The following is a 23,352-nucleotide window of genomic DNA, read 5'->3' on the forward strand; positions in this document are numbered from 1 at the left end:
GGGGTAACAGTCAAAATCGAACTTTAATCCCATCCTAAGGTCAAACAATCAATCAGTTTCAATACAGTTCTTCAAAAGACATCAGGAAGGGAGATTGACCATGGATGGTGGAATAAGGGAAATAAACAAATCGGTTTTTGATAGTGGCTCTGATACTGGCGTACCATCCAAGAAACCAAAGCTGGAATTATCAGCAAATGATGTCGGGATCTGCTCTGATGTCATGGCCAAACTCAATGTATCATCACCTCAGATTCAGTCACCTGACACGGCAAGAACCGTATCCTCAACGGATTCCTCATTCTGCAAGACCCCTCATGCCTTCGATTTTCGTTTTGTCACCAATGATGATGACGTTCGTCAGCTTTTAGTGGCCCGGACCTGCGATGAACATCGGGATGTCACCCTTATTTCCCATCCCGATGACCTCTCACAGGCTAACCTGGTGAGCCGTTTGAGCATTTCCGGCGAGGGTCGCCACACCCTTTATCCGGGCAAACTGTTTGAAGGTTCGCAGCCACTCACCCTGGTGATCGATATCCGAAAGCTCACCAGCGAGCATCTGCCCAAATTTAACGACCTGCTGGACCCGGATAACCCCTGTCTGTACGACAGAGTCAGCAAGGAGAAGCGCCCCCTGGGCGAGCATGTTGCTCTGCTGGTGCTGGCAGACCCTGAACAGTTGAGGTCGGTTGGCAGGCTTGACGACGCACCGGGGGCTGACTTCTGGCGGCGAATTAATCGACCGGACAATACCTGGCAGTTGGACGCAAAAACCGGCAATGACCCATCGTTGGAGATCAACGAGGTTCCACCGCTACTGGCTGAACTCCCCTCTGCCGAAACTGCCATGGACGACAATACCTTTCTAATTAACTGCCACTTGCACAATCACTGGCGACAGTTGCTGCTGGGCGGCCCCGGTGTGGATAAACAGGGGCGAATCCGGCATATCCCCGGCAGGCTTGAGTCATTGAGGAGCGGACAGCGGGTGATTCTGAAAGGGGCCGACTGGGGAGACCTGGCCTTTGAACAGACCATTCGACAGATGCTGGCGCACCAGTGCTTTGAGAGTAATGGGGAGATCTGTCCATTACCCGACGATGTTCAGTTTTATCAGATGCCGGTTGGCGATGACGAGCTTTATTCACTGTTCCAAAACCTGTCACACTCTCATGAAAAAAACTGTGAAAAAGAACTTTATAAAAAGCACGCACCTCAAAACCCGATCATCATTAACCGGAATAATATCAGGGACTGGCTGAGCCCCATTGCCATTCACCCGGAAGGCATTGCAGTTCCTAATACCAGCCTGCTGGAACAGGTTCGGGCCGGTGGTGCAGTTACCGTCACCTCTCCCCTGACTGAGGCTCTCTGGTTTCGTTTGCTGGGTTCATTAAAGACGATTCGCGAAACAACCGGCGAAGAGCCGCTGCTTCAGGTAGTTCATTCAAAACGTCAGCCGAAAGCTCTGGGATTGGCAGAAGATGAGCAGCCTCTGTCTTACCTGCAGGAAAAAATGAGGGCTCACTCCGCCTTTAATACCTTTACCTATCAGCAAGCTGCCCAGGCCAGTCACTGGCTCAATAATCATCCGGAAGCCCCTTTGGTGGTTCGGGTCAATGAACAGACCAGTTTCAGCCAGCTATTTGATAATATCCATATCAGCTCGGAACAAAAGGCCTATTTCGGACGCCGTCAGAGTAAATTGCAGGAGGCATTGACCGCTGGCCAGCAGGTGCTATTGCGGGGGCTGGAAACTAATCCAATTCTTCAGCAGCTTCTGGAGCCTCTGGTTGCTGGCCAACCTCTGTTGGTCAATGGCCAATTACAGACCTATCCACAAGCTCATGTCACAATGCTCTGGCCTGAGTCTGTAAAAAGCCCATCTTCAATATTTCGTTCGATGGTTGCCAAGGGTAAGCCCTGTCCTGAGGTGGATCTCTGGGAGATCAATGCCGTCAAACATAAAATCTCCCGGGCTGAGCTGCCAGAACAGGCGCTTAATAAACTTTACCAGGCGTTTGAAACCGTACCTGCTGACCTTTGTAACCCGCTACCAGAAATGACCGAAGGGTTGTTGCATAACCTGATACTGGCTGCCCGGCGGGCACAGCAGGTTGACCAGTCCTTACAGCTTTTACCCCGCCACTGGCGCAAGGCCATCGATAGCATCCTCACCCATGGCACCCGGCAGAACCCATCAGTACGGGATTTTATGAAAGTGGCCTGTTGGCACTTGTTACCGGATAAGACGCCAGATGAGGATCAAACGGCTTCGGTGGACCCGGATCGTTTAAACGCCATCATCAACAGTTCCCTGCGGTTGGATAGAAAGTTTGTCAGGCAGAACCTGTGGCAACTGGCCAGAGCCTTTGATCAGGCAGTATTTAAAGGCATCGAATTACAACTGGCCTATGAACATCCATTTCCAGCATGGGGCGAAGAAAACGTTCTCGACAGGCTCTGTGCCATGATCCTGGCCCATAGGCCTGAAAAACAACGAGATGCTTTAGCCTATCAGTTCGAAATTGATCCGAAGGCAGCAGAAGAACATCCACCGTTAGCCATCAGACCATCAAGACAGATTAAACGTTTACAGGATGCACTGGCTTCTGGCTGGCAGTTAATTTTGCCATCGGGGCAGACCCGATCTGATGCCCTTCATGCTTTGGCCAGCGATTGTTTTCATGGGGCCAGAACAGCGAATTCCAAGACAGAAGACATTGAACGTATAAAACGTCGACTGTCTGAATCACTGATATGGCAAGGCTCCGCCGATATGCCCTTGTCAGCACTGGCCCGGGATCTTTATCACGGCGAGATAAGTCAGAAGGATCGTGAAAGTCGTCGATTATCCCGACTCTATGACCGGCTTACCGACTCTCCTGTTATCTTCCTGCAGGGAGAAACCGGCACCGGGAAAAGTTACTTTTCCGCCAAAATAGCGAAAGCTTCAGGACAGGCTTCGGTGATTTCTCTTGGACCTTCCGACAGCGAACAGACCCTGATGAAACGCTGGCAGTGGCAACAACATGCCGATGGCGACCGCTCTATGGTGCAGCAAAACCGGGCGTTGATGGAATGGGCCAGTACCGAATCCGACAAAGACGCAAGCTGTATTGGAGGAGAGTACATTACTCTGGTTCTGGATGAAGCCAACCTGGCCCAGACCGGATTGCTGGCATCATTGAACGGTTTATGGGAACCGCAACCCTGCATCTATGTGAATGGTCATCCTGTCAAGGTCAGCCCAAAACACCGGGTGATTCTCACCGGTAACCCCGATCATTACGCCGGGCGCCAGATGGACCCGGCCCTGAAAGAGAAACTGCCGACAGCTTACTACCCTCGCCTGGACCAGGCATTCCTTCGGGACAGAGTGGTGGAACCAGCTCTCGTCAAGCATTTACAACGGCACCTGCTGGAGCATCAAATAAACGACATTGCACACAGAGCCAGCAACAGCTTGATGGCGCTCTGGCAATATTATCAGGAACTCTTGCCCGAGCATGAGTTTACCCCCAGGGATTTAACCGATATCTGCAGTTGGGTGGGCTGGTATCTGGATCGTGCCCTGCCCGCTCGCGGCAGTGTGACCTGTGAGCAAATAAACAGTTTGATCCAACACAGTTTTCGGGACGTACTGGGGTCGGAAATCACCGAAACTCATCAGGATGCCCTGTCGGCACTGGAAATCTGGTTTGCTGCCCGTTACCAAACGAACAATACCCTGAGCAACAAAGTTCATGACCACACCCTGCAAGATATGCAGCAAACCTTCAGTACAGTCAGCAGAGAAATCCGACCAGACTTTGATGCCTCCGGATCGGCAGTCTGTGAGCTGGTGCAATGGCTTGGACAGGATTTAAGCCGCTGTCAGCAGGCTTATCACCTCAACAGAAAACACGGCGGTCGTCAGGCAACACTGATTGAAGGCCCGGCGGGACGGGGCAAGGATGCCACGCTCAACCTGGTGATTGAAAGTGTCAGACAGGAGGCTAAACGACAGGGAGAGTCCATGCCGGAAGTCTATTACCTGAATGCCTGCGATTGTTCCTGGGACAAAGTGTGTGAAAAGATCCAGAAGGCCAAAATTGAAGGCGGCATCGTGGTGATTTCGGAAATGAACCTGATCGACAGCCAGCACCTGGAAGGTGAGTTAAACGATATTCTGGCCGGTGACGCCCATCCGGGTTTCCACCTGTTTGCCACCATCAACCCGCCTGAGTACAGCGGGCGAAAACCCTTATCACCGGCGCTGAAAGGGCGTTTTCGACATTTGCCGATCCGACAGTATAACCCGACAGAATTGCAGGCCATTGTTGAGAAAGTGTTGCCAGAGACCCTGAAGGGGAAAGACTTGGCTGAAAAGCTGACTCAACAACATTGCCGATTAAGGGCTTGCTTGCAAAGGTACAACCTGCCGTTGCAACCAACCAGTCTTGATCTGCAGAATGTCGCCAGAGCGCTTAACAGAGGAGGTGATTTTAGCGATAAAGCACTCCATCAATGCCTCAATCAGCACTACCGGCTTTATCTGATGGCCGCCAACATCTCTCTGGAGGAACTGCCAAAATCATCGGCTCCTGCCATAAGTAAAGGATCGCTTGATCCTGAGCTGAGCGAATGGTTCCACCAAACGGTATCAGGCGTTGATCGTCCGTGGTTGATACGACAAAGTGACCGCAACAGCATTAATGAGAAGCGCCATGAAATTCGTATTAATACCCTTCTGGATAAAGAGGACGCAAAAACAGAACTTATCAAGAGGGTGGCCCAGACCAGGTGGCAGGCATCCGGTCTTTCCCTGAAGCCGCGTGAGTCGGACGATATTTTCATACAGGCACTTTACAGACACTGGCAGCAATGCTGGTTCGCTTGTGAGTTTGACCTTACGAACGTGGACGTTAATAGCGTATTTCCCCTGACGAAAGAGCAGGCACAAACGCTGAAAATGCCGACTTACCAGCCTCATTTTCAGGAGGCCGATAAGCAGATACAGGTATGGAATGCCCATGACGTTGAATGCTGGCCCGCATTTTGGCATCAGATCAGTGATCTGCCGAACCGTTGGGTAAACGATTTTATTAACAAAGCATCCGCTATTAGCGGTGACGACGCTCCTGAACCATACGACCCGGAAGTCGAGGAACAAAAAGCCCCGGCATTGGACCGAAGCACGAACTATGAGGATAAGGAGATAACAAAGGTTGAATATTGTAAAATTTTTGATTCGCTGCATCACCCTAAGATGTATCGCTGGGAGGCATGGGATATTCGTGTCACTGCCAGGGGTGAAATCAAAGAGATCAATCTTGATGGTAAGCACCTTCTGGGAGTCGAAACCCTCACACCTGGGCGGTTGCCAGGGAATGACAGGAAAGTGACATTAACCAGAAATCAAACGCTGGCAACCCTTGAGATATCACCAAAGAACGGTCAATGTCCATTGCCCAGCCTGACGGCCAGTGACTCTATCGTGGCCCTGCATATAGAACCCTGTTTACCATTTAAACTGATCAGGGACCAGTATACCGGGCTTCATACACTGTTTATTCCTCTGGCCGCAGTCGGCCAGAGTTTTCAATGTACTTATGTCGTAGAACCCGCAAAGCCGAGCGGTAAAACGGGTGCTAAAAAAGCCCTTTTTGACGTCCAGTGTTCAGAAGGCATGAAGTCCGTACTGAAGGAGCTGTTTGATAACATCAACGAACAACCCGCCGAAATACAGGCACCGTTGCACACAATAATAAACGCTAAAGACGTCAGGCAACGAATTAGCGCAATCACGGAATACTGCAAACAGTTCTCCGGTGCAGCTAAACCGGAAGAGAGTGAAAATTTCTTTCGATTCCTGGTAACAAAGCGGCAAGGTAGCTGTCGTCATCGTGCGCCTGTTTTTGTTGCTTTTTGTCGCTATTTCGGGATTCCCAGTCGGCAAATAGAGAGCCTCACGCACGTCTTTGCCGAGTATTCCGTGGATGGAGGCCAATCCTGGGAGTCAGTGGATTTGGGCGGGGCGCCCGTGGAGGCAACAGTAATTATACCTCGCTACAGGAAGCTCAATGATTGGAGCATTAAATCAGAGAAGCTTAAGGATCTCCTGAAAAGTGCTGATTTAGCCCAACAGCAAGCTCTGGCCAGGGCCCTTGAGATGAACCTTGAGGAACTGAAAAAATCCCTTGAGACAAATCGTGCATTACCGCAAGCCAATCTGACTGTTTCCGAAATGGTAAGTAAACTTTTTAAGCAAAAAGATTTAGCCGGTTTTTCCATGGGCGTGTTAATGGTGGAGTCGTTGGATACAGAAGAATTAGGCGCTGACGAGAAAGCATTGGCCTGTTCCGGGTCTGAAAACTTATTTACCAGAAGTCAGATGTGGGAAGCAGTAAAAGCAATATTGTCCAACAATGATGGAGATCAGGTCACTGAATCACTCAAATCATTACACTCAAAAATGATTGTTCAGAGCGGAGTGAGCCCACACCAATGGCTGAGGTCAATGCTGAATATATTGAATACCAACTTAACCGGACCTTCGGTTATTCGCTTTGCCCGTGAAGCCATGGTATCGGGTTGGCTGGACCCACTGCCGAACGATAAGAATTATTCTCATCTGGATTCTGATCTTCATCGGCTATTGGTGCATCTGAAAGGCATCGATGAACTGAAAGTTGAAGCCGCCCATTGCCTGAAAAAGTGGTATCAGGCGTTCTTGTCCAGGGAAAAAAACAGCCAGTCATGGCAATTCTTTTATAAAAGCTTACAAGAGAAAAGAAGTGATACCGCTACCCTTTTCATCACTCACGGTCATGAAGGGTTTTCGTCATTCCTTGAAGGTAAAATTGCCAACTCCTCTTTAGAGACGCACTGGACGAATGAACCTGAGGGCATTCCGAATATAGAACGAATGCTGGTACACAACCCTGCATTTGCGCAGTTCATTTCCGGCAAGGCAAACCATCGTCCGGTGATTATCATAGGAAAACCTGAGTGGTACAACAACGTGATCCATTACAAGGTCGAAGCTCTTCTTAAACAAAAAGTTAATAAACGCCCAGACTTGCAGCCGCTAGAGAAGGAAACACCTATGGATAATTTAAACAAGTGCAGGCAAGCGATTCAGCAGGCCTTCAGTCATTATCTGTATGAATTAACGCACTCGAAAGGCGGTAGTTTAACGTATTGCTGGATCAATGCTTTCAAATGGGGGACCCTGGACAGAGGCAACCATGGCGCTCACGATCCCTCTTCACCGGGAGAGCTCTACACCATGATGTCAGAAATAGATGCCAATTCCCTCATACATGAATGTATTGAGGTTACCTACCTGAAGCAGACATTCAACGCCACTAACGCTCTGATACTCCAATCCAATGAGCTGACAAAAATTGCCGAAGAGTTTTTAAACAGCATGAATTTAAATTCGCTCTGTGACGCATTTGATATCTGAATGATTCCCGGCTTCACTCCCGTCATTCCCGCAAAGGAGGCTGGACAACCCTACAGAGGGGTAACCGTTAAAATGGAACTTTAAACCCATCCCAAGGTCAAATGATTAAGTAATTTCAATACAGTCCCCAAAGGGACATCAGGAAAGGAGATTGACTATGGATGGTCGGATCAGGGAAATAAACAAATCGGTTCTTGATAGTGGCGAGTCTGACGCTATCGTACCAGCCAAAAAACCAAAGCTGGAATTACCAGCAAATGATGTCGAGATCTGCTCCGATGTCATTGTCAAACTCAATGTATCGTCACCCCGGATTAAGTCACCTGACCGTGCCAGAACTGTATCTTTAACGGATTCCTCAGTCCGCAAAAACTCTCATGCCTTCGATTTTCGTTTTGTCACCAATGATAATGAGGTTCGTCAGCTTTTAGTTGCCCAGACCTGCGATGAACGTCGGAATGTCACCCTTATTTCCCATCCCGATGAACTCTCACAGGCTAACCTGGTGAGCCGGCTGAGCATTTCCCAAGAGGGTCGCCACACCCTTTATCCGGGCAAACTGTTTGAAGGTTCACAGCCATTGACCCTGGTGATCGATATCCGAAATCTCACCAGCGAGGATCTGCCCAGATTTAACGACCTGCTGGACCCGGATAACCCCTGTCTGTTCGACAAAGTCAGCAAGAAGAATCGCCCCTTGGGCGAGCATGTTGCTCTGCTGGTCCTGGCAGACCCTGAACAGTTGAGATCGGTTGGCAGCCCTGACGACGCATCGGCGGCCGGCGTACCGGGGGCTGACTTCTGGCGGCGAATTAATCGCCCGGACAATACCTGGCAGTTCGACGCAAAAACCGTCAATGACCCAGCGATGGAAATCGACGAAGTTCCTCCGCTACTGGCTGAACTCCCTTATGCCGAAAGCGCAATGGACGACGACAATACCCTTCTTATTGACTGTCATTTGCACAACAACTGGCGGCAGTTGCTGCTGGGCGGCCCCGGCGTGAATAAACAGGGACGCATACAGCATATCCCCGGCAGGCTTGAGTCATTAAGAAGCGGACAACGGGTGATTCTGAAAGGGGCCGACTGGCAAGATCTGGCCTTTGAACAGACAATACGACAGCTGCTGGCGCAACAGTGCTTTGAGAGCAATGGCAAGATCTGTCAGTTACCGGACGCTGTTCAGTTTTATCAGATGCCGGTAGGGAATGACGAGCTTCATTCACTGTTTCAAAGCCTGTCTCACCCTCGTGAACAAGAGGGTGTCACAAAATCTGATAAAGAACAGGCACCTGGCAACCCGATCATCATTAACCAAAGTAATATTGCCCAATGGCTGAGCCCGATTGCCATCGCCCCGGAAGGCCATGCAGTACCCAATACCTCCCTGCTGGAACAGGTTCGGGCCGGTGCTGCCGTCACCGTGACGTCTCCCCTTACTGAGGCTCTCTGGTTTCGTTTGCTGGGTTCATTGCAGACGATTCGCGAGACCACCGGCCTGGAGCCCCGACTTCAGGTAGCTCATTCAAAACAACAGCCGAAAGCCTTGGGATTGGCAGAAAACGATGAAGACTCTCTGGCCAGTAAACGTCACCTGGAGGAAAAAATCAGGGCTCAAACTGACATTAATACCCTCATTTATCAGCAACCTGACGAGGCAAATTATTGGGTTTATCGTTACTGGAACACACGTCTGGTCATTCAGGTCAATGAACAGACCCGCTTCAGCCAGCTATTTGATAATATCCATATCGCCTCGGAACAAAAGGCGCATTTTGGACGATGTCAGAGTGACTTTCAGAAGGCATTGATTTCTGGCAGGCCGGTGGTATTCCGGGGGCTGGAAACTAATCCAACCCTTCAGCAACTTCTGGAACCTCTGTTTGCCGGGCAACCTCTGCTGGTGAATGGCCAATTACAAGCCTACCCGAAAGCCCGTATGAAAATACTCTGGCCTGAGTCTGCAAAAAGCCCATCTTCAGTATTTCATTCGATGATTGCCACCGGTGAGACCTGTGGTGAAGTCGGTCTCTGGGGTATCAGTACCGTCAGGCATAATATCTCCTGGGCTGATCGGCCAGAACAGGCGCTTCATAAACTTTACGAAGCGTTTAAAACTGTACCTGCCGGCCTTTGTAACCCGCTACCAGAAATGACGGAAGGGTTGATGAACAACCTGATACTGGCTGCCCGGCGGGCACAGCAGGTTGACCAGTCCTTACGACTCCTGCCCTGCCACTGGCGCAAAGCTGTCAATAGCGTCATCACCCATGGCACCCGGCAGAATCCATCAGTACGGGATTTTATGAAAGTGGCCTGTTGGCACTTGTTTCCGGATAAGACGCCGGATGAGAATCAAGTCGCCTCGGTAGACCCCGATCGGTTAAATGCCATTATTAATAGTGCCCTGCCGTTGGATAGAGCGTTTGTGGAACAAAACCTGTGGTCATTGGCCAGAGCCTTTGACCCGGCAGTATTTAAAGGTACCGAATTACAGCTGTCCTATAAAAGTCCGTTTCAAGGATGGGTTGAAGAAAAAGCTCTGGACAAGCTCTGTGCCATAATCATGGCCCATGCACCTGAAGAACATCGAGAGGCAATAGCCTATCAGTTGGAAATCGATCCGGCAGCAGCAACGCCCTGTTTGGCCATCCGCCCAACGGCACAGATTAAGCGTTTGCACGCGGCACTGGCTTCTGGCTGGCAGTTAACTCTGCCATTGGGGCAAACTCGATCCGATGCCATCCTCGCCCTTGCCAGCGATTGTTTTCGCAAGGCCAGACCAGCGAATTCTGAGGCAGAAGGCATTGAACGCATAAAACATCGACTGTCTGAATCACTGGCATGGGAGGGCTCCGCTGATATGCCTTTGTCAGCACTGGCCCGGGATCTTTATCACGGCGAGATAAGTCAGAACGATCGTGAAAGTCGTCGCTTATCCCGACTCCATGACCGGTTTGCGGACTCTCCCGTTATCTTCCTCCAGGGAGAAACCGGCACTGGGAAAAGTTACTTTTCCGCCAAAATGGCGAAGGCTTCAGGACAGGCTGCGGTCATTTCTCTTGGACCATCTGACAGCGAACAAACCCTGATGAAACGCTGGCAGTGGCAACAACACGCCGATGGCGACCGCTCTATGTTTCAGCAAAACCGGGCGTTGATGGAATGGGCCAACACTCCATCCTACGAGGATGGACACTATGTCACTCTGGTTCTGGATGAGGCCAACCTGGCCAAAACCGGATTACTGGCATCATTAAACGGCTTGTGGGAACCAGAACCCTGCATTTACGTGAATGGTCATCCTGTCAAGGTCGGCCCAAAACACCGGGTGATTCTCACCGGTAACCCGGATCATTACGCCGGGCGCCGAATGGACCCGGCCCTGAAAGAGAAACTGCCCAGAGCTTACTACCCCCGCCTGGATCAGGCATTCCTTCGGGACAGGGTAGTGGAACCCGCTCTGGCCAATCATTTACAACGGCATCTGCTGGAGCAGCAAATAAACGACATTGCACACAGTGCCAGCAAAAGTGTGATGGCGCTCTGGCAATATTATCAGGAACTCTTGCCCGACCATGAGTTTACTCCCAGAGATTTAACCGATATCTGCAGTTGGGTGGGTTGGTATCTGGATCGTGCTCAGCCCGCACGTGGCAGTGTGACCTGTGCGCAAATAAACAGTTTGATCCAACATAGTTTTCGGGACCTACTGGGGCCGGAAATCACTGAAACTCATCAGGATGCCCTGTCGGCACTGGAAATCTGGTTTGCTGCCCGTTACCAACCGGAGAACACCCTGAGCGACAGAGTTCGTAACAAGACCCTGTCAGATATTCAGCAGACATTCGGAACAGTCAGCGAAAAAATCCGACCAGACTTTGATACCTCCGGATCGGCAGTTCGTGAACTGGCGCAACGGCTTGGGCAGGATTTAAGCCGCTGCCAGCAGGCTAATCATCACGACAAAAAACACGGCGGCCGTCAGGCAACACTGATTGAAGGCCCGGCGGGAAGGGGCAAGGATGCGACGCTGAACCTGTTGATTGAAACTGTCAGAGAGGAGGCTAAACGACGGTGTGAGTCCATGCCGGAAGTCTATTACCTGAATGCCTGTGATTGTTCCTGGGACAAACTGTGCGAAAAGATACAGACGGCAAAAATTAAAGGCGGCATCGTGGTGATTTCAGAAATGAATCTGATCGACAGCCAACATCTGGAAGGAGAGTTAAACGATATTCTGGCCGGCGACGCCCATCCCGGCTTCCACCTGTTCGCCACCATCAATCCACCTGAGTACAGCGGGCGAAAACCCCTATCACCGGCGCTGAAAGGGCGTTTTCGACATTTGCCGATCCGGCAGTACAACCCGGCAGAATTACAGACCATTGCCGAAAAAGTGTTGCCAGAGTCCTCACAAGGGACATTCGTCGCTAAAAAGCTGACAGAAAAACATTGTCTTTTAAGGGCACACCTGCAAGGCAAAAAGCTGCCGTTGCAGCCCACCAGCCTCGATTTACAGAATGTTGCCAGGGCTATCAACCGAGGTGGCGACTTTAGCGAACAAGCACTCCATCAATGCCTCAATCAGTACTACCGGCTTTACCTGATGGCCGCCAATATCTCGCTGGAGGAACTGCCAGAATCATCGGTTCCTGTCATGGGTAAAGGAGCGCTTGAAACTGAGCTGAGTCAATGGTTCTACGAAACGGTATCGAGCATTGATCGTCCGTGGTTGATACGTCAAAGTGATCACAACAGCATTAATGAAAAACGCCATGAAATTCGTGTCAATACCCTTCTGGATAAAGAGGAAGCCAAAACAGAAGTTATCAAGAGGGTGGCCCAGGCCAGGTGGAAGGCATCCGGCCTTCCCCTGAACCCGGATCAGTCGGACGATGTTCTCACCCGGGCACTTTACCGACACTGGCAGCAAAGCTGGTTTGTTCATGAGTTTGACCAGACTGGCATTGACGCCAATAGCGTATTTCCCCTGACGGAAGAAGAGGAACAAACGCTGAAATTGCCCGCTTCCCAGCCTTATCTTCAGGAGGCTAGGAAGCGCATAAACAAATGGAAATCCGATGTCGTTCAATTGTGGCCAGCGTTTTGGAATCAGATAAGTGTTCAGCCGAACCGCAGGGTTGATTATGCTGAAGAATACCAGTCGGCAGTCCACTGGAAAGATGTTTTTACATTGAAGTGGAACACGAACTATGAGAACTGCGAGCCAAGACATCATGAAAACCATATAGTTTTTGCTACGAAGAAACTTTCTTCCACTATGTATCGCGTTTGGTTAGATGATATTAATGTGACTGCTGAGGGTGACATCGAACTGTTAGAGATCAGTGATCAACAGCTACAGAGGGTTGAAACCCTCATGCCTGCAAAGTTGCCGGAGTATGGCCAGGAAGTCACATTAGCCAGCAATCAAATACTAGCGACTTTTAAATGGCCATCGAAGAATGGCGAATTTGCATTGCCCAGCCTGACGCCTAACGACCATATCGTCGCCCTGCGTATCGAATCCGATTTGGCATTTACCCTTGTCAGGGGTGGCTATACCGGGCTTCACACACTCTATATTCCGGAGGCCAGAGCCAACCAGAGTATTGAGGTGGCTTATGTCGTAGAAACCAGAGAACCGGACAAAAAATCATCGGTTAAAGAAGCCCGAAGAGAACGATCAGTAAGGTTTGACACCCACTGTTCAGAAGGGATGAAAAAAGTACTGGACGGAGTGTTTACGGCCATTGACGAACAACCATCCGAAATACGTGAGCCATTGCGGAAAATAGCAGACGCCCATGGCACGAAACAACGCATTGAGGCAATCACTGAGTATTGCAAACAGTTTTCCGGTAAATCTAAACCAAAGCGCACAGAAAATTTCTTTCAATTCCTGGTAACACAGCGGCAAGGTGACTGTAGTCATCGTGCGGCTGTTTTTGTAGCCCTTTGTCGATATTTTGGGATTCCATGTCGGAAAGTTAGAAACTATATTCACAGCTTTGCCGAGTATTCCCTGGATAAAGGCCGAACCTGGGAGTCGGTGTCTTTGGGCGGGTCAAAATCAAAGAAAACAGAAATCACCTACAATTTCCAGCCCATCATCCAGCTCGATGATCCCGGCACTGTTTCAAGGAAGATTAAAGGACACCTGAAAGCCCTCCTGAAAGGTGCTGATTCAACACAACAGCAAGCTCTGGCTAAGGCTTGTGTTATGAGCCCCGGGGAACTGAAAAAAAACCTTGATACGCACACTGCCTGGCCAGAAGCGAATCTGAGTTTCTCCAACATCATCAGGAACCTCTGGGAGAGAAATGATTTAACCGGTTTTTCCATGGGCGTCTCGTTGATAGAGTTGCTGGGGACAGACGCACTGAGCTATTTCGAGAAGCCATGGCGCGATAATGTGACTGACAACGAATGGCATATTTATCAATCGATGTCGGAGGCGGTCAAACAAATATTGTCCAACAGTGATGAAGATCAGGTCACTGAACCGCTCAGGTCGATCCACTCAAAAATGATTGATCGGGCCGGAGCAAACCCTCACCAGTGGCTGAGATCAATAGTGAAGATACTGGAAGACAGTGACTTAACCAAACCTTCGGTCATTAACTTCGCCCGTGAAGCCATGGAATCGGGTTGGCTGGACCCACTGCCGATCAATGAGTACATCTCTTCACTGCCCCGTGAGCTTCATCAGCTATTGGTGCGTCTGGAAGACGTCGATGAACTGAAGGTTAGAGCCGCCCATTGCCAGAAAAAGTGGTATCAGGAGTTCTTGTCCAGGGAAAAAAATAGTCAGGATTGGCAGTTGTATTATAAAACCTTACAAGGGGCAAGAAGTGGTAACTATGGCGTTTTCATCACTCAGGGCCATGATGGATGTTCGTCATTCCTTAAACGTAAAATGGCCGATTCATCTTTACAGGAAGCCTGGACGGAAGAGCCTGACGGCATTCCGAATATAGAACGAATGCTGTTGCACAACCCTGCATTTAAGCAGCTAATCTCGGGCCAGGCGAACCACCGTCCGGTCATTGTCATGGGGAAACCTCTCTGGAATGACACAGCAATGTATGAAAAGACCCGAGCCCTGCTTCAACATAAAATGGAGAATAGCCCGGGCTTGAAGCAGTTATCGAAAAAAATCAATCAATATGAGGCGCTCAAAAAAGAAAATAACCTCCGTTGTGAGCAATTTTTTAATGATTTGCAAAATCAGCTGAACACACTTTTTCTTTCCGGTGGCCCATCAACTCCAGACGCAATAATGAATATGGTTGAGCAAAAACAGAATGGTCTCTTTAGAGACTACAAATCCAATGCAGAGTCCCATGAAATATCAGAGGAGGAGAAAAAACTTGTTGATAATTTAAAACACCAGTGCGAGAAAAAAATTAAGCAGGCCTTCAGTTATTTTCTGTACGAATTGACTCACTCGAAAGGGAGTTGTTTATCGTATTGTTGGGCCAATTCCTGCCTCTGGGGAGATCTTCATCATAGAGGCAATTATGGCGCTCATGATCCCTCCTCACCAGAAGAACTGCATACTATGATGTCTCAAACGATAAACGATCCCTTGTTTGAGAAATCCATTAAGGATGACTACTTGCGGCAGACACTCAACGTCAGTAACGCTCTGGTGCTCAGATCTGATGAGCTGACAAAAATTGCCGAAGAGTTTTTGAACAGTGTGAATTTGAATTCGCTCTGTGACGCATTTGATATCTGAATGATTACCGGCTTCACTCCCGTCATTCCCGCGAAGGCGGGAATCCACACTGACTCTCCACCAGAACCGTACTGCCCGGCACTCGCCCTGGCCTTGTCATCCTCGAGAAGGCGGTGTCCCACTGTTGGTCCTGGATTCCCGCCTTCGCGGGAATGACGAGTTCCTTCGCGGGAATGACGAGCTCCTTCGCGGGAATGGAAACATTAACTGAGCACCTGATTCAGTGCAGCCGAACAGCAGGCTGGACAACCCTGCAGAGGGGTAACAGTTAAAATGGAACTTTAAACCCATCCCAAGGTCAAATAATTAAGTAATTTCAATACAGTCCTCCAAGGGACATCAGGAAAGGAGATTGACTATGGATGGTCGGATCAGGGAAATAAACAAATCGGTTCTTGATAGTGGTGCGTCTGACGCTATCGTACCAGCCAAAAAACCAAAGCTGGAATTACCGGCAAATGATGTCGAGATCTGCTCCGATGTCATTGCCAGACTCAATGTATCCTCACCCCGGATTAAGTCACCTGACCGGGCAAGAACCGTTTCCTTAACGGATTCCTCACCCCGCAAAACCCCTCATGCCTTCGATTTTCGTTTTGTCACCCGTGATAATGAGGTTCGTCAGATTTTAGTTGCCCAGACCTGCGATGAACGTCGGGATGTCACCCTTATTTCCCATCCCGATGAACTCTCACAGGCTAACCTGGTGAGCCGGCTGAGCATTTCCGAAGAGGGTCGCCACACCCTTTATCCGGGCAAACTGTTTGAAGGTTCACAGCCATTAACCCTGGTGATCGATATCCGAAATCTCACCAGCGAGGATCTGCCCAGATTTAACGACCTGCTGGACCCGGATAATCCCTGTCTATACGACAAAGTCAGCCAGGAGAAGCGGCCTCTGGGCAAGCATGTTGCTCTGCTGGTCCTGGCAGACCCTGAACAGTTGAGATCGGTTGGCAGCCCTGACGACGCATCGGCGGCCGGCGTGCCGGGGGCTGACTTCTGGCGGCGAATTAATCGCCCGGACAATACCTGGCAGTTCGACGCAAAAACCGGCAATGACCCAGCGATGGAAATCGACGAAGTTCCTCCGCTACTGGCTGAACTCCCCTCAGCCGAAAGCGCAATGGACGACGACAATACCCTTCTTATTGACTGTCATTTGCACAGCAACTGGCGACAGTTGCTGCTGGGCGGCCCCGGCGTGAATAAACAGGGACGCATACAGCATATCCCCGGCAGGCTTGAGTCATTAAGAAGCGGACAACGGGTGATTCTGAAAGGGGCCGACTGGCAAGATCTGGCCTTTGAACAGACAATACGACAGATGTTGGCGCAACAGTGCTTTGAGAGCAATGGCAAGATCTGTCAGTTACCGGACGCTGTTCAGTTTTATCAGATGCCGGTAGGGAATGACGAGCTTCATTCACTGTTTCAAAGCCTGTCTCACCCTCGTGAACAACAGGGTGTCACAAAATCTGATAAAGAACAGGCACCTGGCAACCCGATCATTATTAACCAAAGTAATATTGCCCAATGGCTGAGCCCGATTGCCATCGCCCCGGAAGGCCATGCAGTACCCAATACCTCTCTGCTGGAACAGGTTCGGGCCGGTGCTGCCGTCACCGTGACGTCTCCCCTTACTGAGGCTCTCTGGTTTCGTTTGCTGGGTTCATTGCAGACGATTCGCGAGACCACCGGCCTGGAGCCCCGACTTCAGGTAGCTCATTCAAAACAGCAGCCGAAAGCCTTGGGATTGGCAGAAAACGATGAAGACTCTCTGGCCAGTAAACGTCACCTGGAGGAAAAAATCAGGGCTCAAACTGACATTAATACCCTCATTTATCAGCAACCTGACGAGGCAAATTATTGGGTTTATCGTTACTGGAACACACGTCTGGTCATTCAGGTCAATGAACAGACCCGCTTCAGCCAGCTATTTGATAATATCCATATCGCCTCGGAACAAAAGGCGCATTTTGGACGATGTCAGAGTGACTTTCAGAAGGCATTGATTTCTGGCAGGCCGGTGGTATTCCGGGGGCTGGAAACGAATCCAACCCTTCAGCAACTTCTGGAACCTCTGTTTGCCGGGCAACCTCTGCTGGTGGATGGCCAATTACAGGCCTACCCCAAAGCCCGTATGAAAATACTCTGGCCTGAGTCTGCAAAAAGCCCATCTTCAGTATTTCATTCGATGATTGCCACCGGTGAGACCTGTGGTGAAGTCGGTCTCTGGGGTATCAGTACCGTCAGGCATAATATCTCCTGGGCTGATCGGCCAGAACAGGCGCTTCATAAACTTTACGAAGCGTTTAAAACCGTACCTGCCGGCCTTTGTAACCCGCTACCAGAAATGACGAAAGGGTTGATGAACAACCTGATACTGGCTGCCCGGCGGGCACAGCAGGTTGACCACTCCCCACAGCTCCTGCCCTGCCACTGGCGCAAGGCTATCAATAGCGTCATCACCCATGGCACCCGGCAGCATCCGTCAGTACGGGATTTTATGAAAGTGGCTTGTTGGCACTTGTTACCTGACAGGAATCGAGCCGCCTCGGTAGACCCGGATCAGTTAGCTGCCATCATCAATAGCGCCCCGCAGTTAGATAGAACGTTTGTGAAGCAGAATCTGTGGTCACTGGCCCGGGCCTTTGATCCGGCAGTGTTTAAAGATGCCGAATTACAACTGTCCTATGAAAATCCATTTTCAGAGCAAGGTGAAAAAGACGTTATGGACAGGCTCTGTGCCATGATCCTGGCCCACGCGCCTGAAAAACAACGAGATGCTATAGCGTATCGGTTGGCAGTTGATCCGGCGGCAACAAAGCCCTGGCAATCCTTAGCCATTGAGCCAACAAGACAGATTAAACGTTTGCAAGATGCACTGGCTTGCGGCTGGCAGTTACCTTTGCACTCAGAGCAGACCCGATCCGATGCCATCCACGGCCTGGCCAGCGATTGTTTTCACATAGCCAGAACAGCAAACTCTAAAGCAGAAGGCATTGAACGCATAGAACATCGCCTGTCTGAATCACTGAAATGGACGGGTTCCGCTGATAAGCCCCTGTCTGCACTGGCCAGGGATCTTTATTATGGCGAGATGAGTCAGGAAGATCGTGAAAGCCGTCGTTTATCCAGGCTCCATGACCGGCTGACAGACTCTCCCGTTATATTCCTTGAGGGAGAAACCGGCACCGGGAAAAGTTACTTTTCCGCCAAATTGGCGAAGGCTTCGGGACAAGCTTCAGTGATTTCCCTTGGTCCTTCCGACAGCGAACAGACCCTGATGAAACGCTGGCAGTGGCGACAACACGGTGATGGCGACCGCTCTATGGTGCAGCAAAACCGGGCGTTGATGGAATGGGCCAAGACTCCGTCCAACGAGGATGGACACTATGTCACCCTGGTTCTGGATGAAGCCAACCTGGCTAAAACCGGATTGCTGGCATCATTGAACGGCTTATGGGAACCGGAGCCCTGTATTTACGTGAATGGTCATCCTGTCAAGGTCGGCCCAAAACACCGGGTGATTCTCACCGGCAACCCGGATCATTACGCCGGGCGCCACATGGACCCGGCCCTGAAGGAGAGACTGCCCAGAGCTTACTACCCAAAACTGGACCAGGCTTTTCTTCGCGACAGAGTGGTGGAGTCGGCTTTGCTCGAGCATTTACAACGGCATCAAATAAACGACATTGCACACATTGCCAGCAAAAGTGTGATGGCACTCTGGCAGTATTATCAGGAACTCTTGCCCGACCATGAGTTTACCCCCAGGGATTTAACCGATATCTGCAGCTGGGTGGGTTGGTATCTGGATCGTGCTCAGCCCGCACGCGGCAGTGTGACCTGTGCGCAAATAAACAGTTTGATCCAGCAAAGTTTTCGGGATGTACTGGGTCCCGAAATCGCCGAAACTCATCAGGATGCCCTGTCAGCACTGGAAATCTGGTTTGCTGCCCGTTACGACCTGAAGAACACTCTGAGCGAAAGCGTTCGCAACAAGACCCTGTCAGATATTCAGCAGACCTTCGGAACAGTCAGCAGAAAAATCCGACCAGACTTTGATACCTCCGGATCGGCAGTCCGTGAACTGGCGCAGCAGGTTGAGCAGGATTTAAACCGCTGTCAGCAGGCTTGTCATCACGACAGGAAACACGGCGGTCGTCAGGCGACACTGATTGAAGGCCCAGCCGGACGAGGTAAGGATGCCACGCTGAACCTGGTGATTGAAAGTGTCAGAAAGGAGGCCAGGCGACGGGGAGAGTCCATGCCGGAAGTCTATTACCTGAATGCCTGTGATTGTTCCTGGGACAAACTGTGCGAAAAGATACAGACGGCAAAAATTAAAGGCGGCATCGTGGTGATTTCAGAAATGAATCTGATCGACAGCCAACATCTGGAAGGAGAGTTAAACGATATTCTGGCCGGTGACGCCCATCCCGGCTTCCACCTGTTCGCCACCATCAACCCGCCTGAGTACAGCGGGCGAAAACCCCTATCACCGGCGCTGAAAGGGCGTTTTAGACATTTGCCGATCCGGCAGTACAACCCGGCAGAATTACAGACCATTGCCGAAAAAGTGTTGCCAGAGTCCTCACAAGGGATATTCGTCGCTAAAAAGCTGACAGAAAAACATTGTCTTTTAAGGGCTCACCTGCAAGGCAAAAAGCTGCCGTTGCAGCCCACCAGCCTTGATTTACAGAATGTTGCCAGAGCTATCAACCGAGGTGGCGACCTTAGCGAAAAAGCCGTTCATCAATGCTTTAAACAGCACTACCGGCTTTACCTGATGGCCGCCAATATCTCGCTGGAGGAACTGCCAGAGTCATCGGCTCCTGTCATGGCTAAAGGAGCGCTTGATCCTGAGCTGAGCGAATGGTTTTACCAAACGGTATCGGGCATTGATCGTCCGTGGTTGATACGACAAAGTGACCGCAACAGCATTAATGAAAAACGCCATGAAATTCGTATTAACAGGCTTCTGGACAAAGAGGAAGCGAAAACGGAAATCATCAAGAGGGTGGCCCAGGCCAGGTGGAAGGCATCCGGCCTTCCCCTGAACCCCGATCAGTCGGACGATGTTCTCACCCAGGCACTTTACCGACACTGGCAGCAAGGCTGGTTTGTTCATGCCTTTGACCAGATTGGTATTGACGCCAATAGCGTACTTCCTCTGACGGAAGAAGAGGAACAAACGCTGAAATTACCCGCTTCCCAGCCTTATCTTCAGAAGGCTGATCAGTGGTTAAGCAAATGGAAATCCGATGTCGTTCAATTGTGGCCTGCGTTTTGGAATCAGATGAGTGGTCAGCGGAACCACAGGGTTGACGATTCTGAAGAATACGATCCGGCAGTCTACTGGAAACACGTTTCACCGTTGAAATGGGACACGGACTATGAAAACTGCGAGCCAAGACATCATGAAGACCATATAGTTTTTGAAACGGAGAAAACTTCTTCCGATATGTATCGCTTTTGGTTAGATGATATTAATGTGACCGCCAAGGGCGACATCGAAAAGCTCGAGATCAGTGATCAACAGATGCAGAGGATTGAAACCCTCATGCCTGCAAGGTTGCCGGGACATAATCAGGAAGTGACATTAGCCAGCAATCAAACGCTGGCGACTTTTAAATGGTCATCGAAGAATGGCGAATTTGCATTGCCCAGCCTGACACCTGACGACTATATCGTCGCCCTGCGTATCGAAGGCGATATGGCATTTACTCTGGTCAGGGGTGGCTATACCGGACTTCACACACTGTACGTTCCGGAGGCCAGAGCCAACCAGAGAATTGAGGTGGCTTATGTCGTAGAAACCAGAGAACCGGACAAAAAATCATCGGTTAAAGAAGCCCTGAGAGATCCACCAACAAGGTTTGACACCCACTGTTCAGAAGGAATGAAAAAAGTACTGCACGGAGTGTTTACGGCCATTGACCAACAACCATCCGAAATACGTGAGCCATTGCGGAAAATAGCGGACGCCCATGACACGAAACAACGCATTAAGGCAATCAAGGAGTATTGCAAACAGTTTTCCGGTAAGGCCAGACCAGAGGAAAATGAAAATTTCTTTCGATTCCTGGTAACACAGCGGCAAGGTCGCTGTAGTCATCGTACGGCTGTTTTTGTAGCTCTTTGTCGTTATTTCGGAATTCCATGTCGGTATGTTAGAAACTACACTCACGGCTTTGCCGAGTATTCCCTGAATAAAGGCCAAACTTGGGAATCGGTGTCTCTGGGCGGGGCAAAAGGGGTTACGACAAAAATCACCTATAATTTCCAGCCCACCAGGCAGGTCGATGATCCCGGCGCTGTTTCAAGAAAGATTAAAGGACATCTGAAAGCTCTCCTGAAAGGTGCTGATTCAGCACACCAGCAAGCTCTGGCTAAGGCTTGTGTTATGAGCCTCGGGGAACTGAAAAAAAACCTTGATAACCTCAGTGCCTGGCCAGAAGCAAATCTGAGTTTCTCCAACATCATCAGGAACCTCTGGGAGAGAAATGATTTAACCGGCTTTTCCATGGGAGTCTCCTTGATAGAGCTGCTGGGGACAGACGCACTGAGCTATTTCGAGAAGCCGTGGGACCTTAATGTGATTGACAACGATTGGTATATTTATCAATCGATGTCAGAGACGGCCAAACAGATATTGTCCAACAGCGATGAAGACCAGATCACTGAACCGCTCAGGTCGCTCCACTCAAAAATGATTGATCAGGCCGGAGCAAACCCACACCAGTGGCACAGATTCATAGTGAAAATACTGGAAGACAGTGACCTAACCAAACCTTCGTTTATTCACTTTGCCCGTGAAGCCATGGAATTGGGTTGGCTGGACCCACTGCCAATCGATAAGAAGAACTTTTCGCTGCCCCGTGAGCTTCATCAGCTATTGGTGCGTCTGGAAGACGTCGATGAACTGAAGGTCAAAGCCGCCCACTGCCGGAAAAAGTGGTATACGGAGTTCTTGTCCAGGGAAAAAAATAGCCAGGAATGGCAGTTGTTTTATAAAGGGTTACAAAAGGCAAGAAGTGGTACCACTAACTTTTTCATCACTCAGGGTTATGATGGATGTTCGTCATTCCTTAAACGTAATATTGCCGATTCATCTTTACAGGAAGCCTGGACGGACGAACCTGAGGGCATTCCGGATATAGAACGAATGCTGTTGCACAACCCTGCATTTAAGCAGCTAATCTCGGGCCAGGCGAACCACCGTCCGGTAATTGTCATTGGGAAACCTCTCTGGGACGACACAGCATTTGCTGAAAAGACCCAAGCCCTGCTCCAACATAAAATGGAGAATAGCCCGGGCTTGAAGCAGTTATCGAAAAAAATCAATCAATATGAAGCGCTCAAAAAAGAAGAAACCCACCATCGCAAGCAATTTCTGAATGATGTGCAAAATCAGATGAAGACGCTTTTTCTTTCCGGTCGCCTATTAACTCCAGAGGCAATTAACAATCTAATTGAGCAAAAAGAGGCTGAGCTTAATAGCGAATACAAATCCATTGCAGAGTCCCATAAAATATCAGAGGAGGAGGAAAAACTTGTGGATAATTTAAAACACAAGTGCGAGGAAGCAATTACGCAGGCCTTCAGTTATTTTCTGTACGAATTGACACACTCGAAAGGGGGTTGTTTATCGTATTGTTGGGCCAATTCAAACTTCTGGGATATCTATTTTAGTAGAGGCAATTATGGCGCTCATGATCCCTCCTCACCCGAAGAGCTGGATACCATGATGTCTGAAACGAATCACGCTCCCTTGTTTGAGAAATCCATTAAGGATGACTACTTGCGGCAGGCACTCAACGTCAGCAACGCTCTGGTGCTCAAATCCGATGAGCTGACAAAAATTGCCGAAGAGTTTTTGAACAGCCTGGACTTGAATTCGATGAGTGACGCATTGGATACATGATAACCGTTTGACCATGTTGACACCCTCCCCAACACCCTCGAAGGAGGGTGTGGCAAAGCTCTGGTTCCCGCCTTCACCCCCGTCATTCTCGCGAAGGCGCAAATCCACACTGACTCACCACCACTGTTGGCAATCGTTGACAGCGTTTAATCGTCACGGCTGACCGCCAAAAAGGAACTTCCGTACTGTCTAAAGGTCAAATAACTTAACAAC

General features: G+C 49.9%; 3 protein-coding genes. All 3 read left to right on the forward strand.

The features are described from left to right. Positions 1-100: 100 nt before the first annotated feature. The 3 genes from ACO6V5_RS22995 (at position 101) to ACO6V5_RS23005 (ending at position 23,139) form a co-directional block, all read left to right on the forward strand. On the forward strand, positions 101-7,456 hold the full coding sequence (locus ACO6V5_RS22995; RefSeq protein WP_422442597.1) for an AAA family ATPase: 7,356 nt from the start codon (positions 101-103) through the stop codon (positions 7,454-7,456). A 157-nt stretch (positions 7,457-7,613) separates the two neighbouring features. Beyond that, positions 7,614-15,206 carry an AAA family ATPase gene (locus tag ACO6V5_RS23000; protein ID WP_422413552.1) on the forward strand — a complete coding sequence of 2,531 codons (7,593 nt, stop codon included), beginning with the start codon at positions 7,614-7,616 and terminating at the stop codon, positions 15,204-15,206. 358 nt (positions 15,207-15,564) lie between these two features. After that, the gene (locus ACO6V5_RS23005; RefSeq protein ID WP_422413450.1) at positions 15,565-23,139 is read left to right on the forward strand and encodes an AAA family ATPase; all 7,575 of its coding nucleotides are present in this window, start codon (positions 15,565-15,567) and stop codon (positions 23,137-23,139) included. Positions 23,140-23,352 lie beyond the last annotated feature (213 nt).

The sequence above is a fragment of the Endozoicomonas sp. ALD068 genome, from assembly GCF_049310145.1.
In the GTDB taxonomy this organism is placed as follows: Bacteria; Pseudomonadota; Gammaproteobacteria; order Pseudomonadales; family Endozoicomonadaceae; genus Endozoicomonas_A.

What these genes read in the sequence shown, in the direction of transcription:
- ACO6V5_RS23005 (WP_422413450.1), top strand. Translation starts at nt 15,565, where the DNA reads ATGGATGGTCGGATCAGGGAAATAAACAAATCGGTTCTTGATAGTGGT.
- ACO6V5_RS22995 (WP_422442597.1), top strand. Translation starts at nt 101, where the DNA reads ATGGATGGTGGAATAAGGGAAATAAACAAATCGGTTTTTGATAGTGGC.
- ACO6V5_RS23000 (WP_422413552.1), top strand. Translation starts at nt 7,614, where the DNA reads ATGGATGGTCGGATCAGGGAAATAAACAAATCGGTTCTTGATAGTGGC.